This is a genomic window from Achromobacter sp. ACM02, from assembly GCF_014851605.1.
GTDB classification, from domain to species: Bacteria; Pseudomonadota; Gammaproteobacteria; order Burkholderiales; family Burkholderiaceae_B; genus Achromobacter; species Achromobacter aegrifaciens.
Window position 1 is genome coordinate 539,245 of sequence record NZ_JACUZY010000005.1, and the last position, 18,496, is coordinate 557,740.

Annotated in this window: 14 protein-coding genes and 1 pseudogene; 10 read left to right on the top strand and 5 right to left on the bottom strand. The window is 67.9% G+C overall.

The window, feature by feature from the left end; all coding sequences use genetic code 11:
• Positions 1–118 precede the first annotated feature (118 nt).
• Positions 119–454 carry a PsiF family protein gene (locus tag IB258_RS18500; RefSeq protein WP_059377545.1) on the top strand — a complete coding sequence of 112 codons (336 nt, stop codon included), beginning with the start codon at positions 119–121 and terminating at the stop codon, positions 452–454.
• An 80-nt stretch (positions 455–534) separates the two neighbouring features.
• Here IB258_RS18500 and iaaH read toward each other — a convergent pair.
• Together iaaH and IB258_RS18510 are read right to left on the bottom strand one after the other, a co-directional pair.
• Positions 535–2,008 (bottom strand): annotated as a pseudogene (iaaH, locus tag IB258_RS18505) (indoleacetamide hydrolase).
• A 93-nt stretch (positions 2,009–2,101) separates the two neighbouring features.
• Positions 2,102–2,872, bottom strand: a complete 771-nt coding sequence (locus tag IB258_RS18510) for a class I SAM-dependent methyltransferase (RefSeq protein ID WP_054459418.1) — start codon at positions 2,870–2,872, stop codon at positions 2,102–2,104.
• Between the two features lie 115 nt (positions 2,873–2,987).
• Here IB258_RS18510 and IB258_RS18515 point away from each other — a divergent pair, with 115 nt between their 5' ends.
• Positions 2,988–3,812: a helix-turn-helix transcriptional regulator gene (locus IB258_RS18515; protein ID WP_192352989.1), complete on the top strand. Its 825-nt coding sequence runs from the start codon at positions 2,988–2,990 to the stop codon at positions 3,810–3,812.
• Between the two features lie 4 nt (positions 3,813–3,816).
• Here IB258_RS18515 and mutY read toward each other — a convergent pair whose 3' ends face one another.
• Entirely contained in the window at positions 3,817–4,887 is a 1,071-nt protein-coding gene (mutY, locus tag IB258_RS18520; protein ID WP_192352990.1) for an A/G-specific adenine glycosylase, read from the bottom strand.
• Positions 4,888–5,055: 168 nt separating this feature from the next.
• Here mutY and IB258_RS18525 point away from each other — a divergent pair, with 168 nt between their 5' ends.
• Positions 5,056–8,667: an indolepyruvate ferredoxin oxidoreductase family protein gene (locus IB258_RS18525; RefSeq protein WP_192352991.1), complete on the top strand. Its 3,612-nt coding sequence runs from the start codon at positions 5,056–5,058 to the stop codon at positions 8,665–8,667.
• A gap of 16 nt (positions 8,668–8,683) precedes the next feature.
• On the opposite strand, the gene IB258_RS18530 is transcribed toward IB258_RS18525, so the two are convergent.
• Complete coding sequence (locus IB258_RS18530) at positions 8,684–9,670, bottom strand: AraC family transcriptional regulator (RefSeq protein ID WP_119452194.1); 987 nt, start codon at positions 9,668–9,670, stop codon at positions 8,684–8,686.
• A 280-nt stretch (positions 9,671–9,950) separates the two neighbouring features.
• Here IB258_RS18530 and IB258_RS18535 point away from each other — a divergent pair, with 280 nt between their 5' ends.
• The 6 genes from IB258_RS18535 to IB258_RS18560 are packed head-to-tail and all read left to right on the top strand — an operon-like array spanning position 9,951 to position 15,707.
• Positions 9,951–11,129 (top strand): ABC transporter substrate-binding protein, encoded by a 1,179-nt coding sequence (locus tag IB258_RS18535; protein WP_054459409.1) that lies wholly within the window; start codon positions 9,951–9,953, stop codon positions 11,127–11,129.
• A 28-nt stretch (positions 11,130–11,157) separates the two neighbouring features.
• Positions 11,158–12,402, top strand: a complete 1,245-nt coding sequence (locus tag IB258_RS18540) for a dienelactone hydrolase family protein (protein WP_054459407.1) — start codon at positions 11,158–11,160, stop codon at positions 12,400–12,402.
• Between the two features lie 9 nt (positions 12,403–12,411).
• Positions 12,412–13,755, top strand: coding sequence for an aromatic ring-hydroxylating dioxygenase subunit alpha (locus IB258_RS18545; protein WP_054459406.1), 1,344 nt, complete (start codon positions 12,412–12,414; stop codon positions 13,753–13,755).
• The gene (locus tag IB258_RS18550; protein ID WP_054459404.1) at positions 13,746–14,279 is read left to right on the top strand and encodes an aromatic-ring-hydroxylating dioxygenase subunit beta; all 534 of its coding nucleotides are present in this window, start codon (positions 13,746–13,748) and stop codon (positions 14,277–14,279) included. The genes IB258_RS18545 and IB258_RS18550 overlap by 10 nt, the downstream gene beginning before the upstream one ends.
• Entirely contained in the window at positions 14,276–14,887 is a 612-nt protein-coding gene (locus IB258_RS18555) for a cysteine hydrolase family protein (RefSeq protein WP_054459402.1), read from the top strand. Before IB258_RS18550 ends, IB258_RS18555 begins: the two co-directional genes overlap by 4 nt.
• Before the next feature lie 13 nt (positions 14,888–14,900).
• On the top strand, positions 14,901–15,707 hold the full coding sequence (locus tag IB258_RS18560; protein WP_054459400.1) for an SDR family oxidoreductase: 807 nt from the start codon (positions 14,901–14,903) through the stop codon (positions 15,705–15,707).
• Between the two features lie 18 nt (positions 15,708–15,725).
• On the opposite strand, the gene IB258_RS18565 is transcribed toward IB258_RS18560, so the two are convergent.
• Positions 15,726–17,468 (bottom strand): DUF342 domain-containing protein, encoded by a 1,743-nt coding sequence (locus IB258_RS18565; RefSeq protein ID WP_119452195.1) that lies wholly within the window; start codon positions 17,466–17,468, stop codon positions 15,726–15,728.
• A 266-nt stretch (positions 17,469–17,734) separates the two neighbouring features.
• On the opposite strand from IB258_RS18565, the gene IB258_RS18570 reads away from it, so the two are divergent.
• Complete coding sequence (locus IB258_RS18570; protein ID WP_192352992.1) at positions 17,735–18,487, top strand: lytic transglycosylase domain-containing protein; 753 nt, start codon at positions 17,735–17,737, stop codon at positions 18,485–18,487.
• The last annotated feature ends 9 nt before the right edge of the window (positions 18,488–18,496 follow it).

An 18,496-nucleotide genomic window follows, 5' to 3' on the forward strand; every position in this document is an offset into this window, starting at 1 on the left:
CACTCTTGCGCAGGGTTCGGGTTTGTTCGATCATGACCGGGCCGGCGATTGGGCCGGCGGATCGTGCGGCCCGCCTTTGCGACTGAGTCCAGGCGCGCGGGCGCCAAGGGAGGAACCCATGCTTTCCCGTACCAGCCAGTTGGCCTCGGCCTTTCTGTTGACCGCTTGTTTTGCTGGCGCAGCCCTTGCCCAGACCCCCGCAGCTCCCGCCACCGCCAAGACGCCTACGCCGCAACAGCAGCGCATGGCCGACTGCAACAAGTCCGCTGAAGGCAAGAAGGGCGACGACCGCAAGGCCTACATGAGCAGCTGCCTGAAGGGCGAAACCGCCGCGCCCGCCAAGGAGCTTACGCCGCAGCAGCAGAAGATGAAGGACTGCAACGCCAAGGCCACCTCGCAGCAACTGACCGGCGACAAGCGCAAGACCTTCATGAGCACCTGCCTGAAAGGCTGATTCCGACGCCACGCGTCATCTCGCGAAGAAAATCGCCAGCCCGTGAACCGGCTGGCGATTTTTTTTGCATGAGGCGCCTCTCAGCCGCCGGAACGTCCCGGCCCCTGCAAGCGCCCCAGCACGCTTTCCAGCGCCAACCCGACCGCCAGCACCTTGCGGTCCTCGCCCGGCAGCCCGTCGACTTCCAATCCCACCGGCAGTCCGTCCGCTGCCAAGCCCGCAGGCACGCTCAGCCCCGGCAGGCCGGCGTTGCTGCCCGGATCGACGTTGCGCGCCAGGCGGCCGAAGCTCTCGAAGCTGCTGGCCTCGGGCGTGGCGGCCATCGGCGGGATCGGCACGGTGGGAAACAGCAGGCCGTCCAGCGCATGCTCCTGGAACGCGCGGCGGTACACGCCGATGAGCTCGTCGCGGTGCGTCGCCATGGCGCGTTCATAAAGCGGCTGCAGAGGCAGCGCCTCGCCGGAGGGCAGGGGCAGCACGCCAGGCACGATGAGGCCGTCGAAAATTCCTTTGACGTCCGGGCTGGAAATTTGCGCCACCACCTGTCCGAAGCTGAGGCCCGTGCCGTAGCGGCTGAGATAGTCGGTCAGGTCGCCCTTCTGTTCGTACAGGCAGACCGGCATGCCGACCGCGGCGTTGCTGGCTTCCAGGCCCGGCATTTCCAGTTCGACCAGTTGCACGCCGGCCGCGCGCAGCTTGGCCAGCGCGGCATCCGTGACGGCCTGCACCTGCGGATCCAGGTCCTTCCAGAAGTAGTCGCACAGGCCCAGGCGCATGCCGGCAGGCGGCAGGGCGGACAAGGGCTGGCGGTCGCCCGTCAGCACCGCGTCCAGCAGCACGATGTCGTCCATGCTGTTGGCGATGGGCCCCGGCGTATCGCGGGTGTGCGAGATCGGCGTGATGCCGGCGCCGTCGTAGCGGCCCACCGACGGGCGAAAGCCCACCGCGCCGTTCACCGCCGCAGGCAGGCGCACCGAGGCGCCCGTGTCCGTACCCAGCGCGGCCGGCGTCAGGTGCGCGCCCACCGCCGCGCCGCTGCCCGAGGACGAGCCGCCAGCGATCAGGCGCGCGTCATAGGCATTGCGCGTGCCCTCGCCGTGCGCGCCGGGAAAGGCGGTGTTGTACCCCGACACGCCGAAGGCTAGTTCATGCATGTTGGTCTTGCCCACGATGACGGCGCCCGCCTCGCGCAGGCGGCGCACCACCGGCGCGTCCTCGGCCGGACGGAAATTCTTCAAAGCGGGCGTGCCGGCCGTGTTGGGCAGGCCGGCAACGTGGATGTTGTCCTTGATGGCGATGGGCACGCCCGCCAGCGGCAGCGCGGCCTGGTCCGCCTGGCCGCGGGCGGCATCCCGGGCGCGGGCCTGGGCCAGCGCGCCTGCGCGGTCCACGGTGATAGGCGTTGAGATCGGCGCGCGCCTCGATGCGGTCCAGGCAGGCCTGGGTCAGCGCAACGCTGGTGAGGCGGCCCTGCCGGATCAGGGCCGCGGCCTCGGTGACGGTCAGGTCCGCAGGGGACGCGGCGGGCAATGACTGTTTGGACGTATCGGACATGACGCTTCCTTACCTGTGCGGGATTCTGTCGAATCCGTACCTATACAGGGGGAAGCGGGCGCTGTCGAGCAGGTCCCGCCGCCGCTGCAGGAATCAGCCCGGCTTTCTCACCACGATGGTCGCCGTGTCGCTGGTGAAGGATGCGTCGTCCTGCACCTCGAAGTGCGCGCGCACCACGTCCGGCGCGATGCCGAACATGTGGCGCAGCGCCGCCACCAGCGTCTCCGGGGTGCGCATGCGCACAACCCAGGACTGGAACTCCAGCGGCAGGCGGCGCGGCGTCAGACCCTGCAGGGTGAAGCCGGCCTCGGTCAGCATGCGGGTCCACTCGGCGACCGAGTAGTCGCGCACGTGCGAGGTGTCGCGCAGCACCTCGATGGTCTGCAGCCAGGTATCCAGGAGCGGCTCGCCCGGCGACACCACGTCGGCGAACACGGCGATGCCGCCCGGCTTCAGCACGCGGAAGGCTTCCCGCAGGCCGCGCCCGGCGTCCTGCCAGTGGTGGGTGGAGTAGCGCGACATCACCAGGTCGAACTCGCCGTCGCCGAAGGGCAGGTACTCCGCCTTGCCCTGGCGGGTGGCCAGATTGGCCAGCCCGCGCTTGGCGGCCTCGCCGGCGACCACGTCCAGCATCTGCTGCGACAGGTCATAGGCGGTGACGTGTTTGACCTGCGGCGCCACGTGAAAGCTCACGTGGCCGCCGCCACAGCCCAGGTCCAGCAGCCGGGCTTCGGGATGCTGCGCGGCGATGTCGGCCATCTGCAGCAGGTCTTCGCCCTGGGCGTGTACGGCGCTGGTCAGATAGGCGGTCGCGCGCGGGCTGAATTGGCGGTCGACGGCGGCGTCATGGGTACTGGCGGTCATGGGAATCCTTGGGTGGCTGGGGCCGGTACAGGGGCGGAAAGCATTTGGAAGCGGCGGCCCAGGCGCTAAGATAGGCGGCCGCCCATACACGTACAAGTCCATTGCTCATCCTGGTATGACTACTTCCCCCCAAGCCGGCGCCGCCGGTCACGAAGGCTCCCCCCTGCGCCGCCAGGCGCTGGGCGAATTCGTGCGCAGCGCCCGCTCCCGCATCACGCCCCAGATGGCCGGCCTGCCCGAAGGCATGCGCCGCCGCACCCCCGGACTGCGGCGCGAGGAAGTCGCCCAGCTTTGCGGCATCAGCGTCACCTGGTACACCTGGATCGAACAGGGGCGGGAAGTGTCGGTATCGCCCTCGGTCTGGTCGCGCATCGCGGGCGTGCTGCAACTGGCCCGCGCCGAACGCGCCTACCTGTTCGACCTGGCCGACTGTGCCGATCCGCAGCACGGCCGCGACGACGCCGGCGCGCCGGGGCCCTTGCAGGAATGCGTCAATGCGGTCAACGCTCCGGCTTATGTGCTGGACCGGGCCTGGAACGTGCTGGCCTACAACGAGCCGCTGCGCGACCTGTTCGACAACTGGCCGGTGCGCGATGCCGAGCCCAACCTGCTGCGCTATATCTTCCTGGACCCCGCCGCCCGCGAGCTGGTGGTGGATTGGGACCAGCGCGCTCGCCGCGTGGTGGCGGAATTCCGCGCCGATGCCGGCGCGCATCTGGACGAGCCGGCCGTGCTGGCGCTCTTGGACAACCTGAACCGGCAAAGCCCGGTGTTCGCCCACTGGTGGACGCGCCACGCGGTGGTCGAGCGCGAAGGCGGCCTGCGTGAGTTCCAGCATCCGGGCCGCGGCAAGCTGGCTTACCAGCAGATCACGTTCCGGCTGGCGACGCATCCGGACCTGAAGCTGGTGATCTTGTTGGGCGGGGGCGCGCAGCCCTGAAAGATCAGCCCTTGAACAGGCTGTCCTGCATCCCGGCGTCGACCAGTCCTTGCAGCAGTTTTTTCACCGGCGCCGGCAGCGCCATCGACGGCAGTTCATCCGCCGGCACCCAGCGCTCCGGCCTTGCGGACTCGCGCAGCCCGGCTGCGCGCACCGGCACCAGCCAGGGCCGGATGTGCAGGCGGTAGTGCGTAAAGGTGTGGGCGAAGGCCGCCAGCTCGAAGCGGTGTTCGGGCTCCAGGCCCAGCGCGCGGGAAGCGCTGTCGGGGTCTTGCGACACGTCGAACTCGGGCAGGCTCCACAGTCCGCCCCAGATGCCGGGTTCGGGCCGCTGCTGCAGCAGGAAGGCGCCTTGGTGCCGCAGGACCAGCATACAGGTCTCGCGTTCGGGGATCGCCTTGCGCGCCTTGGGCGTGGGCAGTTCGGCCTGGCGGCCCTCGCGCTTGGCCACGCAGCTGTCCGCCACGGGACAGGCCTCGCAGGCGGGCTTGCCGCGCGTGCACAGCGTGGCGCCCAGGTCCATCAGTCCCTGCGTGTAGGCGGCCATGTCCAGGCCGGGCGCGGCCTCGACCTGCGCATCGGCCAGCGCCCATAGCCTCTGTTCGACTTCACGCTTGGCGGGATCGCCGGCGATGCCGAAGTGCCGCGTGAATACGCGTTTGACGTTGCCGTCCAGGATGGGCGAGCGCTCGCCGTAGGCGAACGCGGCGATAGCGGCGGCGGTGGAGCGGCCGATGCCAGGCAGCGTGGCGATGGCTTCGGCCGTGGGCGGGAAACTTCCGCCCCAGTCGCGCGCGATTTCTTGCGCGCAGCGGTGCAGGTTGCGGGCGCGGGCGTAGTAGCCCAGTCCGGCCCAGTAGGGCATCACGTCTTCCTGCGCGGCCGCCGCCAGCGCGGCGACGTCCGGAAAGCGCTGCAGGAAGCGTTCGTAGTAGGGAATGACCGTCGCCACCTGCGTCTGCTGCAGCATGATCTCGGAGAGCCAGATGCGGTAAGGATCCCAGGTGTTTTGCCAGGGGAGATCGTGGCGGCCGTGGCGGCGCTGCCAGTCGACGATACGAGGGGCGAAGTCCATGGCGGCAATTATCGCATCGCCCTATTGCCCGGGTTGGGGCTAGCGGTTACAAACAATGGAAACAGAAGCGCGCCAGCGCCCGCAATTCACGTCCCTTGCTCGCCCGCGTGCGCTTCAAGAGGGTGTCGCGCGTAGCCGGCCGGGGTTCCTGGATCCCTTGGAGTCGACATGAACGCTCCTGTTTCGCCCGCCTTGCGTGCCGCGCTTGAATCCGTCCAGCTGGACGACAAGTACACCCTGGAATCCGGGCGCGCCTGGATGAGCGGCATCCATGCCCTGGTCCGCCTGCCCATGATGCAACGCGTGCGCGATGCGCGCGCCGGCCTGAATACGGCGGGCTTCGTGTCGGGTTATCGCGGCTCTCCGCTGGGCGGCGTGGACCAGAACATGTGGAAGGCGGCCAAGTACCTGAAGGCGCATCACGTCGAGTTCCAGCCGGGCATCAACGAAGACCTGGCCGCCACCGCGGTGTGGGGTTCGCAGCAGGTCAACCTGTTCCCCGGCGCCAAGTACGACGGCGTGTTTGGCATGTGGTACGGCAAGGGGCCTGGCGTGGACCGCTGCGGCGACGTCTTCAAGCACGCGAACGCGGCCGGCACCTCGCGCCACGGCGGCGTGCTGGTGGTGGCGGGCGATGACCACCCCGCAAAGTCTTCGACCCTGCCGCACCAGAGCGACCACATCCTCAAGGCCTGCATGATTCCCGCGCTGTTTCCGTCCAGCGTGCAGGAAGTGCTGGACTACGGCCTGCATGGATGGGCGATGAGCCGCTACGCGGGCGTCTGGGTGGGCATGAAGTGCATCACCGACATCGTCGAAGTCTCGGCTTCCGTGGACGTGGATCCCCATCGCGTGGAGATCCTGCTGCCGCAGGACTTTTTGCTGCCGGCCGACGGCCTGAACATCCGGCTGCCCGACACGCCGCTACAGCAGGAAGCCCGCCTGCTGGACTACAAGCTCTATGCCGCGCTGGCCTATGCCCGCGCCAACAAGCTCAACCGCGAACTCTGGCACGTGCCGCAGCGCGATGCGCGCTTCGGCATCATGACCTCGGGCAAGGCTTATCTGGACACGCGCCAGGCGCTGTCCGACCTGGGGCTGTCCGAGTCCGTATGCCAGCGCATCGGCCTGCGGTTGTTCAAGGTCGGCATGGTCTGGCCGCTGGAATCCACCGGCATGCAGCATTTCGCCGAAGGCCTGGACGAGATCCTGGTGGTCGAGGAAAAGCGCCAGGTGCTGGAGTACCAGCTGAAGGAAGAACTGTTCAGCTGGATCGGCAGCGGCAAGAAGATTCCGCGCGTGGTCGGCAAGTTCGACGACAAGGACGGCGGCGAATGGTCGGTGCCGCAGGGCAACTGGCTGCTGCCGGCGCACTACGAGTTCTCGCCCGCGATGGTCGCGCGCGCCATCGCCGCGCGCCTGCTGCGCTTCGAACTGCCCGAGGACGTGCGCGCCGGCATCGAGGCGCGCCTGGCCTTCATCAGCGGCCGCGAACAGGCGCTGGCGCGCCCGCGCGTGGTCGAAGAGCGCAAGCCCTGGTTCTGTTCGGGCTGTCCGCACAACACCTCGACCCGCCTGCCGGAAGGTTCGCGCGGGATGGCAGGCATAGGCTGCCACTACATGGTCCGCTGGATGGACCGCAGCACCGATGTCTTTACACAGATGGGCGGCGAGGGCGTGCCCTGGGTGGGACAGGCTCCGTTCACCGAGGAAAAGCACGTGTTCGCCAACCTGGGCGACGGTACCTATTTCCATTCGGGCTTGCTGGCCATACGCGCGGCGGTGGCGGCCAAGGTGCCCATTACCTACAAGATCCTGTTCAACGACGCGGTGGCGATGACGGGCGGGCAGCCGGTGGACGGCCCCTTGAGCGTGCCCATGATCAGCAGCCAGGTGGCGGCCGAGGGCATCGAGAAAATCATCGTCGTCACCGACGATCCCGACAAGTACAAGCATGTCGAGGGACTGGCCCCAGGCGTGCCGGTGCGGCATCGCGACGAACTCGACGCGGTCATGCGCGAACTGCGCGAGCATCCCGCGGTATCGGTGCTGATCTATGACCAGACCTGCGCCACCGAGAAGCGCCGCCGCCGCAAGCGCAATGCCTACCCGGATCCGGCCCGCCGCGTGCTCATCAACGAGCGCGTGTGCGAAGGCTGCGGCGATTGTTCACAGAAATCGCACTGCCTGTCGGTGGAACCGCTGGACACCGAGTTCGGCCGCAAGCGCACGATCAACCAGTCCAGCTGCAACAAGGATTTCTCCTGTCTGAAGGGTTTTTGCCCCAGCTTCGTGACGGTGGAAGGCGGCAAGCTCAAGAAGCCGGACGCCCTGGCGCAGGACGGCGCCATCGACGACGACGTGCCGCATCCGGCGGCGCGCGAACTGCATCAGCCCTACGGCGTCTTCATCGCTGGCGTGGGCGGCACGGGCGTGGTCACCATAGGCCAGTTGCTGGGCATGGCCGCGCACCTGGAAGGCAAGGGCTGTTCGGTGCTGGACATGGCGGGCCTGGCGCAAAAGGGCGGCGCGGTGTACTCGCACGTGGTGCTGGCGCAGACGCCGGACCGCCTGCTGAATACGCGGGTCGCCATGGGCGAGGCCGACCTGCTGCTGGCAGGCGATCTGGTCGTGGCCACCAGCGCCGAATCCATGGCGCGGGTGAATCCGGAGCGCACCCGCGTGCTGCTCAACAGCGACACCGCGCCGACCGCGGCCTTCGTCGGCAATCCGGACTGGACGCTGCCGGGCGCCAACCTGACTGCAGACCTGGCGTCCGCCTGCGGCAAGGAGCACCTGGCCACCGTCGATGCCGCCGCATTGGCCCTGGGCTTGCTGGGCGACGCGATCTACTCGAATCCGCTGATGATGGGCTACGCCTACCAGAAGGGCTGGATCCCGCTGTCGCAGCAGGCGCTCTTGCGCGCCATCGAACTGAACGGCCAGCAGGTGCCGAACAACCTGGCAGCCTTTGCCTGGGGCCGCCGCGCCGCGCACGACCTGGCGGACGTGAAGCGCCTGATCGCCAACGGCGGCGCGCCGTCGCGGCCGGAAGGCATCATCGAACTCAAGCGCCCGCGCGCCGCCAGTCCGGTGATGGAACTGAAGAAGCCGACCGGCGAACTGGAGCGGGTGGTGGCGGTGCGCAAGGCTTTCCTGACCGACTACCAGAACCAGGCTTACGCCCTGCAATACACCGAACTGGTGGACAAGGTGGCGCGCGCCGAGCGCGAGGCCACGGGCACCAACCGGCTGGCGCTGGCGGTGGCACGCTACTACTTCAAGCTGATGGCCTACAAGGACGAGTACGAAGTCGCGCGGCTGTATTCGGACGGAGAGTTCCTCAAACGGGTGCAAGCGCAGTTCGAAGGCGACTGGAAGCTGCGTTTCCACCTGGCGCCGCCGCTATTCGCGCGGCGCGACCAGGAAGGCCGCCTGATCAAGCGCAGCTATGGCCCGGGGATGTTGCGCGTGTTCCGGGTGCTGGCGCGGATGCGGAGATTGCGCGGCACGAAACTGGACCCGTTCGGTTACACGGCCGAGCGCCGCGCCGAACGCGAACTGATCCGCGAGTACCGGGAGACGATCACGGCGATCCTGTCGAAATTGAATCGCGGGAATCTGGATCGTGCGGTGGCGCTGGCGAGCTTGCCCGAGGACATCCGGGGGTACGGGCATGTGAAGGAGGCCGCGATGGAGAGCGTGGCGGCGCGCAGGGAGACGTTGCTGAAGGACTTCAGCGCGACGGTGGTTTCCATCGGAGGAGCGCGGGTGGCTTGAGTTACTCCATCACCCGTCACTCCATGACCCGCCGCGTCTCGCGCGGCAGTTCCCCGAAACGTTCCCGGTAATACTCCGAGAACCTCCCCAGATGTCCGAACCCTACGCCCAGCGCCACTTCGGTGACGCTGGCGCCTGTCTGCGTGCGCAACCGGTTTCTGGCTTCGTCCAGCCGCAGCGCCCGCAGCGCATTCATGGGCGTGGTGTTGCGGTGTTCCTGGAACAGGCGCGTCAGCGCGCTGGCGCTGGCGCCGGCGTGACGGGCGATGTCGGCCAGGGTGAGCGGAGCAGCGAGGCGGTCGCGCATATAGGCTTCGGCGGCGCTCAGGCGGCGCGGGACGGCGGGGGCGATGCCAGCGTGCGCCTGCCAGCTGTTGGGCTGGTTGTAGAGCAGGTGCAGCACCAGCGTGTCTTCCAGGTGCTCCAGCCAGGCCGCGGGCGGACGGGGGGCGCCGTCGTCCAGGGTGGGCAGCAGGTGGATCAGACTTTCGACCATGCTGCGCCAGACGGCGCCCACGGGATTGTCCAGGCGCAGGGCGGGGCTGAAATCCAGCGGCCTGGTGGCGGCTTCGCCGAATGCGCGCTGCCCGATGGCTTCGAGCTTGCCGCGGGGGATCTTGAGCAGCAGTTGTTCGCAGCCGGCTTCCCAGTGCAGCTTGAGCGGGCGGTTGGGGGCGATGACCGCGGCGCAGTCGGGGTCGGCGTCGACGCGGTCGTTGCCGCATTCGATACAGGCGCGGCCGCTCAGGGGGACCTGGACCAGCATGAAATCCTGCAGGCGGTCGGGTTCGATGTGGACTTCGGCGCCGTAGCGCAGCGTACAGACCGTCAGCGACCCGAAGCGGCCCCGGTTCAGTTCGGCATCGACGCGGCCACCCTTCCAGGTGAGACGGTGTTCCTTCAGGGCTTCAGATACGAGGGTGCGCGTCTCGTCCTGCTGGGTGGAGCTGAAGACGCGCCGCTTGAACAGCGGCGCAAGCGTAAGTCGGGACCAGCCGTGCATGGATGCCTCCGGGACGGGAACGCTCCCGTGTCACTGCCGAGGGTAATTTAAACGTCAAGGACTTGGAATTAAGTGATTCCCGGATAAGGCTGACGGAATCCGGATAGAGCGGCCCCCTGGCGCGGCCTAATCTAGCCGGCAGGCCCTTCGCGTGCAGGTTGGAGGGCGCCGCCGCGGCGCGTAAGCTGGCGGCGTTGTTCGGCAGCATGCGTTAACCGACGGCAGACGGGTTCTGTCAGCTTTCCGCCGGCATGGCCAGGCGGGGATAACGGGGTGGCTCATGAATCGGAATCTATGGAGCCGGCGCGCGCTGGCTGCGCTGGTGTGCATGACGGCGGCGGCGGGCGCGACGGCGGCGGACAAGGTCAAGGTCGGCTTGCTGACCACGCTGTCGGGGCCGGGCGCGGCGCTGGGCAACGAGATCCGCGACGGCTTCAACCTGGCGCTGCAACATACGGGCGGCAAGCTCGGCGGCTTGCCGGCGGAAGTCGTGGTGGCGGACGACCAGCAGAAGGCGGACACGGGCCGCCAGGCGGTGGAGCGGCTGTTGAAGCGCGACCGCGTGAACGTCATGACGGGCATCGTGTTCTCGAATGTGCTGCTGCCGGTGATGCCGGCCATCCTGCAGTCGGGCACCATCTACCTGAGCACCAATACTGGCCCGGAGAACTATGCGGGCGCAGGCTGTAATCCGAATTTCTTCGCGGTGGCATGGCAGAACGAGGACATCCCGGCCGCGATGGGCAAGTACGCCACAGACCAGGGCTACAAGAGCGTGGCGCTGATCGCGCCGGATTATCCGGGCGGACGCGAATCGCTCAACGGTTTCAAGCGCCTGTACAAGGGCGGGCTGTCCGAAGAGATCTACACCCAGCTGGGGCAGTTGGATTATGGCGTGGAGATCACGCGCCTGCGCGCCAGCAAGCCGGACGCGGTGTTCTTCTTTCTGCCCGGCGGCATGGGCGTGAATTTCATCAAGCAGTTCAACGGCGCCGGCCTGTCCAAGGAGATCGCGCTGCTGGCGCCGGGCTTCTCGGGCGACGAGGACACCATCGCGGCGGTGGGCGCGCCCATCGAGGGCATGCGCAATACCTCGCAGTGGGCCTCGGACCTGGACAACCCCGCCAACCGCAAGTTCGTCGAGGACTTCCGGAAGACCTACAACCGCAGTCCCACGCTGTATGCCTCGCAGGGCTATGACGCGGCCATGTTGCTGGACAGCGCGGTGCGCCAGACCGGCGGCAAGCTGGAGGCGGACGCGCTGCGTCCGGCGCTGCGGCGCGCGGACTTCAAGTCGGTGCGCGGCGATTTCAAGTTCAACCGCAACCAATATCCGGTGCAGAACTATTACCTGCGCATCGTCGAGGCCGGGGCGGGGGGCAAGTTGTCCAATAAGCTGTCGGGCACGGTGCTGACCCAGTATCAGGACCCTTTCGCCGCAGCCTGCCAGATGAAGTAGGGCGGACATCCGCAACAAGGAGATACGTATGACCCAGAACATTACGACGCGCGAAGTGACGGTGGCCTCGCATGACGGCAAGTCCTTCGGCGCCTATCTGGCCGTGCCGGCGTCCGGGCATGGCCCGGGCCTGGTGCTGTGCCAGGAGATCTTCGGCGTGAACGATTTCATGCGCCGCGCGGCGCAGCTGCTGGCCGAGGAAGGTTATGTGGTGCTGGTGCCGGACCTGTTCTGGCGCCAGCAGCCGGGCATCCAGCTGACCGATGGCCCGGCCGACATGCCGCGCGCCTTCGAGCTTTACCAGAAATTCGACGTAGAGCTGGGCCTGAAGGACATCGCGTCCACCATCGCCGCGCTGCGCGGGCTGCCTGAACAGCAGGGCGGGGTGGGCGTGCTGGGCTACTGCCTGGGCGGCAAGCTGGCCTACCTGGCCGCCTGCCGCACCGACGTGGACGTGGCCATCGGCTACTACGGCGTAGGCATCGAGAACAGCCTGGACGAAGCGGCGCAACTGCGCGGCCGGCTGGTGCTGCACATCGCCGAGCAGGACGGCTTCTGTCCGCCCGAGGCGCGTCAGCGCATCCTGGAAGCGCTGGGCAACAAGCCCGGGGTGCAGATCTACGTCTACCCGGGCATGGACCATGCGTTCGCGCGCACGGGCGGGGACCATTACGACAAGCCTTCGGCGCTGATGGCGCATCAGCGCAGCATGGCGGCCTTGCAGCGCGCCATCGGGCCGGAGTTCGACTATTCGTACTTGTGGGACAAGCACTGCGAGTACGAATTCGGCACGCGCGATGTGGCGGCGACCATGGCGACCATGGTCGCCGAACCCTACGTTAACCACATCCCCACCATGACCGGGGGCGTGGGCCACAAGGAGCTCAGCCGCTTCTACCAGCATCACTTCGTCAACAGCAATCCGCCGGATACGCGCCTGGTGCCGCTGTCGCGCACGGTGGGCGCGACGCAGATCGTGGACGAGCTGCTGTTCTGCTTCACGCACACCACCGAGATCGACTGGCTGCTGCCGGGCGTGAAGCCCACGGGCAAGTACGTGGAGATTCCGCTGATCGCCATCGTCAAGTTCCGCGGCGACAAGCTCTATCACGAGCACATCTATTGGGACCAGGCCAGCGTGCTGGTGCAGGTGGGCCTGCTGGACCCCAAGGGCCTGCCCGTGGCCGGTCGCGAGACCGCGGCCAAGCTGCTGGACGAGACCCTGCCGTCGAACACGTTGATGGCGCGCTGGAAAGAAAGCGAGAACAAGTAGGAGCCGGACATGTCATACACCGAAGAGCAATTGGCCGCGATGGTGCGCGGCGACAGCGTGCACCGCGGCGTCTACACCGACCCCGCCATCTTCGACCTGGAGATGCAGCGGATCTATGGCCGCGCCTGGATCTACGTGGGGCACGAAAGCCAGGTGCCCAAGACGGGCGACTACCACACCACGCGCCTGGGCGACCAGGACGTGCTGATGGTGCGCGCCACCGACGGCCGCGTGCATGTGCTGTACAACCGCTGCCCGCACAAGGGCGCCAAGGTAGTGGCCGACGGCGAGGGCTGCGTCGGCAAGTTCTTCCGCTGCCCCTACCACGCCTGGACCTTCAAGCTGGATGGCAGCCATCTGGGCGTGCCGTTGAAGCAGGGGCTGGAGGGTACGGCCTACGATCCCGCCGATCCGTCCTTTTCGATGCGCCGGGTGGCGCGCGTGGAAAGCTATCGCGGCTTCGTGTTCGCCAGCCAGGCCAAGGACGGCCCGGCGCTGGAAGACTTCCTGGGCGGCGTGCGCTCGTCGATCGACAATCTCTGCGACCGTTCGCCGGTGGGCGAGGTGGAAGTGGCCGGTGGCATCTTCCGCGTCATGCAGCGTTCCAACTGGAAGGTGTTCTACGAGAACCTGCACGACACCATGCATGCCCGCGTCACGCATGAATCGTCGTATGCCGCGGCCCGCGACGAAGCCAAGGAAATGGGCGAGATGCCGCTGGAGCTGCACATCATGGACGGCAACGGCGAACCCTACGAATTCTGGGAAAAGCTGGAGCTGCGCGCCTATCCCAACGGCCACGGCTACATGGAAGGCATCTTCAATCCGGGCGCGGCCGAGCGCGACCCGGTGTCGCGGGCGCATTTCGAAACCCTGACCGCCGCCTATGGCGAGACGCGCGCCCGCGAGATCCTGGGCATGAACCGCCACAACACGGTGATCTACGGCAGCGGCTCGCCCCACACGGTGTTCCAGCAGTTCCGCGTGATCCGACCCATCGCCGTCGACCGCACCATGATCGAGATCCAGACCTTCCGCTGCAAGGGCGCGCCGGACGGCGTTTTCAAGCGCGCCATGCTGTACGCCAACGTCATCAACTCGCCTTCGTCCAACGTCATGCCGGACGACATCGAACTCTACAACCGCTGCCAGGAAGGTAACGCCACGCGTGGCGGTGAATGGGTCAGCATGCACCGCTACCACGGCAGCGACCGCAGCGATAGCGAAGGCCTGGTGTCGGTCAACGGCACCAGCGAGCTGCCCATGCGCAACCAGTTCGACGCCTGGAAGACCTATATGGAAGCCGGCCCCGCCGCCGCCGAAGCCGCCACCGGAGACCGCTCATGCTGCTAGACCTTGATTTCGACGTGAGCACGGAAGGCCTGTCGCCGGCCGAGGTCCCGGCCGACGCCTATCACCGCATCGCGCAGTTCCTGTACCGCGAGGCCCGCCTGCTGGACGAACGCCGCTACGACGACTGGCAGGCGCTGTGGACCGCCGACGGCATGTACTGGATGCCGCGCACGCCGGGCCAGCAGAGCCCCTACGACCACATCTCGCTGTTCTGGGAAGACCGCATGCTGCGCGACGTGCGCATCCGCCGGCTGGAGCATCCGCGCAACTGGTCGCAGCAGCCGCCCACGCGCAGCGCGCGGCTGGTGGGCGCGGTGGAGATCGAGGGCGTGGACGCCGGCGGCAATCTGGTGGTGCATTCCACCTTCCAGATGACCGAATGGCGCAAGCGCCAGCCGCGCCAATTGGCGGGCCGCTATACCCACAAGCTGGCCGCCGAGGGCGACAGCTGGCGTATCCGCATGAAGCGGGTGGATCTGGTCAATTGCGACGACGTGCACGACGTGTTCGAGGTGTTCGTGTGACTGCGACCGACGCCGCGGTGCTGGCGCTGCACTTCCAGAACGACGTGCTGCATCCCGAGGGCAAGATCCGTGTCGGCCTGGATGCGGACAGCGGGGCGCGCCAGCGCCTGCTGGACAACGCGGCGGCCCTGCTGGCGGGGGCGCGGGCGCATGATCTGCCCATCGTGCACGTGCGCATCGCATTCCGGCCCGATTACGCCGACCTGATGGCCAATTGCCCCATCTTCCGCAACGTGGCCGCCATCGGCGCGGTGCCGGAGGGGCAGTGGGGCAGCGCGTTTTACGAGGGGCTGCAGCCGCTGGCCGGCAGCGCGCGCGAGTTCGTGGTGAAGCACACCCGCATCAGCGCCTTCTACGGCACGCCGCTGGAAGAGACCCTGCGGCTCTTGGGCGCGCGTCGGCTGGTGGTGGCAGGCGTCGCCACGCATTCGGTGGTGGAGGGCACGGTGCGCCATGCGGCCGACATCGGCTTCGAGGTCATGGTGGCGCAGGACGCCTGCGCGTCCGCCGACCCGGCGGTGCACGACGCGTCGCTGGCCAGCATGCGCCTGATTGCGCAAACCGGGCCGGTGGCGGAAGCTGTGCGCTGGGCCGCCGCGCCTCATTGATCAAGGATTCATCATGGATTTCACAGGCTTTCCCGGGCTGGCCGGCAAGACCGCCATCGTCACTGGCAGCACCCAGGGACTGGGCGCGGACATCGCGCGCGGCCTGGCCGCGGCTGGCGTCAACGTGGTGCTGGTCGGGCGCAACGCCGAGGCCGGCCGCAAGCTCGAAGACGAGCTGGACGGCCGTGCGCTGTACTGCGAAACCGACATCGGGCAGGACGCGCAGATACAGCGCTGCATCGATGCTGCCGTGGCGCGTTTCGGACGGCTGGATATCCTGGTCAACAACGCTTGCCAGTACGCGGACCGGGGCCTGGCCTCGTCGCGCGAGGAATGGCACAACACGCTGGACACCAACCTGGTGTCGGCGGCCATCTTCACGCAACTGGCTGCGCCGCTGCTGCCGCGCGGCGGCGTGGTGGTGAACATGGGCAGCACCGGCGGCAAGTTCGGCGCGGCCGGGCGCGCGCTTTATCCGGCGTCCAAGGCGGCGCTGCTGCAGATCACCAAGAACTTCGCGGTGGAGCTGGCGCCGGCCGGCGTGCGCGTGCTGGCGGTGTCGCCGGCCTGGACCTGGTCGCCGTCGGTGGAACAGTTGTCGGGCGGTTCGCGTCCGGCGGCGGACGCGGTGGGAGCGCATTTCCATCCGCTGGGGCGGGTAGGGTCGGGCGAGGAGATCGCCGCGGCGGTGTGCTTCGCCTGCTCCGACGCGGCCTCGTGGATGACGGGGGTGGACATACCCGTGGACGGCGGCTTTTCCATCCTGGGGCCGGACCGCGGCATTTCGCCGCGCGCCTGGTTCAAGGAACTGGCGCCCTGAGGGCGCCAGCGGGCAGGGTCAGCGGATGACGATCTGCCCTTCTTCGACGGCGGCCTTGCCGCCGATCTGGTCTTCCAGGAATTCCTGCACCTTGTTGCCCACCTGAATCGTCGCGCCGCCGCAGAAGCGGCGCGCGGCCTGGATGGTGGCGCTGGCCAGGGGCTGCAGGTCCAGCACCAGCTGGGCTTCCTCCGCGTCCAGCGCCAGCAGGTCCTGGCTGAGCTTGACGTGGGTGTTGCGGGCGCGGTCGGCTACGTCGCCCGGGGCGCGTTGAGGATTGGCCTTCAGGAACATCAGCAGTTGCTCCAGCTTGGATTTTTCCTCGTGCATCTTCTGGCGCTTGCGCGCCAATGCCGAACGCTTGATGTCGGCATGCGGATCCAGGCCGGCCTGCACCAGCGTCGGGATGCCCGAGGGCGAACCAATGGTGCCGGCGCGTACGGCCTGCATGGCGCGGGTCTGGCCGCCGGTGATGGCGCTTTGCTGGGTGTTGGGCGGGCCGACGTTGACGCTGCCGCCGGCCGCGATGCTGCTCTGGCGGATTTCGCGCTCTACGTCTACGTCCTTGCCTGCACTGATGACGGCGTTTTCGATGAACTTGGCGCGCAGTGCGCCGCCACAGACGACGCGCGCGGTGCGCGCGGCGGCGGTGGCGTCTTGCAGGGCTTCGGCCAGGCCGATGATGCCACCCTTGACCGTGACGTTGCCGCCGGCCTCGACCAGCGCAGCTTCCATGGTGCCGTTGACCATCACGTCGCCCGTCACGTGGACTTCCATGGTGGCGGCGATGTCGCCGCGCACCAGCAGCGAGCCTTCGAAATGGATGTTGCCGGTGCTGAGGTTGACGGCGTCGACTTCGACCAGCGGATTGACCTGCACGCCGTGGCTGACCAGGGTGGGCGTACCGGCGATGGTGGCGCGCAGCAGCAGCGGATCTTCCGGGTCGACGGCGGCGCCGGACAGGTCGCTGGCGAACGGCGTGTCAGGCAGTTCGTTGGGCAGGATCGGTTCGCCCAGCACGGTGCTGCCGTCCACGCCGGGCAGGGGCGGCGTGCGCCGCATCAGTGGCATGCCGGGCGTGACCAGCAGCAGGCTGCCGAGGTCGCGGTAGTCGACCTGGGCCAGTTCGTCGATATCCTGGCCGCGGGGCTTGAGGCGGTCCAGCAGGCTTTCGAAGCGCGTCGGGGTGCCGCGGGTGGGCGGCGTGCCGCGGGCGATCTGCGTGGTTTCGCGCCGGCCCTGCGTGACGGCGTCGATCAGCTCCTGTTCCAGGATGCCGTGGACAATGCCGCGTTCGGCCAGCACCTGGCGCACGGCTTCCAACGTGACGGGCTTGCCGCCCTTGGGCGGGAGCAGGGTCAGCAGGGCGGACATGCGCTCGGCGTCCAGTTCCAGCTCTAGTGAGCCGTCGATGACCTGGCCGACCGGGGCCTTCACGGTTTCGTTGGCGTGGCGGCACAGGTCGATGAAGGTCAGGACGGCCTGGCTGTCCAGCGCCTCGGCACCCCAGCCCTGAGCGACGGCCGCCGCTGCCAGGGTGTCCCAGCTGGGCAGGTCGGCATTGACGTTGGGACGCGGTTCGTCGTCGTCGACCGCGACGCTGACCTCGGTGTCCAGGGCGGTTGCGCCGTCTGTCTCGGCTGGCGAGGCGGGCGCCAGGGCGGAATCCGCCGAGTCGGGACGCGCGGGCGGCGTGTAGACCGCCGTCAGGACGTTGGTCGTGGCGTCCAGCGTCAGCCGGAGCGTGTTTTCTGCGTCCATCTTGCCTCTCTCCAGCCTGGTGTTTCTGCCAGGTGAAATTATTTGGTAATCATAGGAAATATTAAGTCATATTCTATCCCAAGCGTTATAGGCTACTGGAAAGTAGGTGAGGCAAATTCCGCCGCATGCCCTAGTTCTGCCCCTGTTTGCCCCTGGGATGGCGACCGTCCGGGCAGGACTAGGGCGTCGGTACTAGCGACAAAAGGGCGTTGCCGCAGCAGCATAGGAGCTCGATTCCGCGTCTTCGGACGCCGCCGGAGCCGCCCATGCACCGCCATCCCTGTCCCGTCCTGCCGGCCCTGCGCGCCTTCGCGGCGCGCGCCGCGGGCATGGCGGCGCTGGCGGCCCTGGTGAGCGGCGTTCTGGCCCTGGCGCCCGCCGGTTCCGCCCAGGCGGCCGACATCTATCGCTACAAGGATCCCTATGGCGTGTGGCGGTCGATGAAGGTGCCCACGGGTTACGCCAAGTATTACAAGCGGGCGCAGGCCAGGACCGCCTGGCGCGGCAGCGGCATGAAGGTCTGTCTGGACTGCGAGCCCAAGTCCGGCGATGGCGCGCGCCTGGTGACGCTGGCCTCTGCCTCGCGCGCGCAGCGTTGGGAAGACCTGAAGGTGCCGCAGGCGCATGACGGGCTGATTGCCCGGGCGGCCCGGGAGTCGGGCGTGGACCAGGCCTTGCTCAGGGCCGTGATCGCAATCGAATCGGGCTTTCGCAGCGATGCGCGTTCGCCCAAGGGGGCGTTGGGCCTGATGCAGTTGATGCCTGCCACCGCGGCGCCGCTGCTTTCAGTGGCTGACGTGGAGACGGCGCTGGTGGATCCGGCGACCAATGTGAACGCGGGCTCGCGCCATCTGCGCCGGCTGATCGACCAGTATCCGGGCCGGCTGGATCTGGCGCTGGCGGCCTATAACGCGGGGGAAGGGGCGGTGCGCAAATATGACGCCGTGCCGCCCTATGCGGAGACCCAGGCGTACGTGCGGGATGTGACCGCCTTGTACGAGCACTACAAGGCGCCTTGAAGGGGAGCG

Excerpts from the sequence above, each read along its gene's own strand:
- IB258_RS18570 (WP_192352992.1), top strand. The coding sequence starts at position 17,735 with ATGCACCGCCATCCCTGTCCCGTCCTGCCGGCCCTGCGCGCCTTCGCG.
- IB258_RS18545 (WP_054459406.1), top strand. The coding sequence starts at position 12,412 with ATGTCATACACCGAAGAGCAATTGGCCGCGATGGTGCGCGGCGACAGC.
- IB258_RS18565 (WP_119452195.1), bottom strand. The coding sequence starts at position 17,468 with ATGGACGCAGAAAACACGCTCCGGCTGACGCTGGACGCCACGACCAAC.
- IB258_RS18510 (WP_054459418.1), bottom strand. The coding sequence starts at position 2,872 with ATGACCGCCAGTACCCATGACGCCGCCGTCGACCGCCAATTCAGCCCG.
- IB258_RS18500 (WP_059377545.1), top strand. The coding sequence starts at position 119 with ATGCTTTCCCGTACCAGCCAGTTGGCCTCGGCCTTTCTGTTGACCGCT.
- IB258_RS18560 (WP_054459400.1), top strand. The coding sequence starts at position 14,901 with ATGGATTTCACAGGCTTTCCCGGGCTGGCCGGCAAGACCGCCATCGTC.
- IB258_RS18550 (WP_054459404.1), top strand. The coding sequence starts at position 13,746 with ATGCTGCTAGACCTTGATTTCGACGTGAGCACGGAAGGCCTGTCGCCG.
- IB258_RS18530 (WP_119452194.1), bottom strand. The coding sequence starts at position 9,670 with ATGCACGGCTGGTCCCGACTTACGCTTGCGCCGCTGTTCAAGCGGCGC.
- IB258_RS18535 (WP_054459409.1), top strand. The coding sequence starts at position 9,951 with ATGAATCGGAATCTATGGAGCCGGCGCGCGCTGGCTGCGCTGGTGTGC.
- IB258_RS18525 (WP_192352991.1), top strand. The coding sequence starts at position 5,056 with ATGAACGCTCCTGTTTCGCCCGCCTTGCGTGCCGCGCTTGAATCCGTC.
- IB258_RS18540 (WP_054459407.1), top strand. The coding sequence starts at position 11,158 with ATGACCCAGAACATTACGACGCGCGAAGTGACGGTGGCCTCGCATGAC.
- mutY (WP_192352990.1), bottom strand. The coding sequence starts at position 4,887 with ATGGACTTCGCCCCTCGTATCGTCGACTGGCAGCGCCGCCACGGCCGC.
- IB258_RS18515 (WP_192352989.1), top strand. The coding sequence starts at position 2,988 with ATGACTACTTCCCCCCAAGCCGGCGCCGCCGGTCACGAAGGCTCCCCC.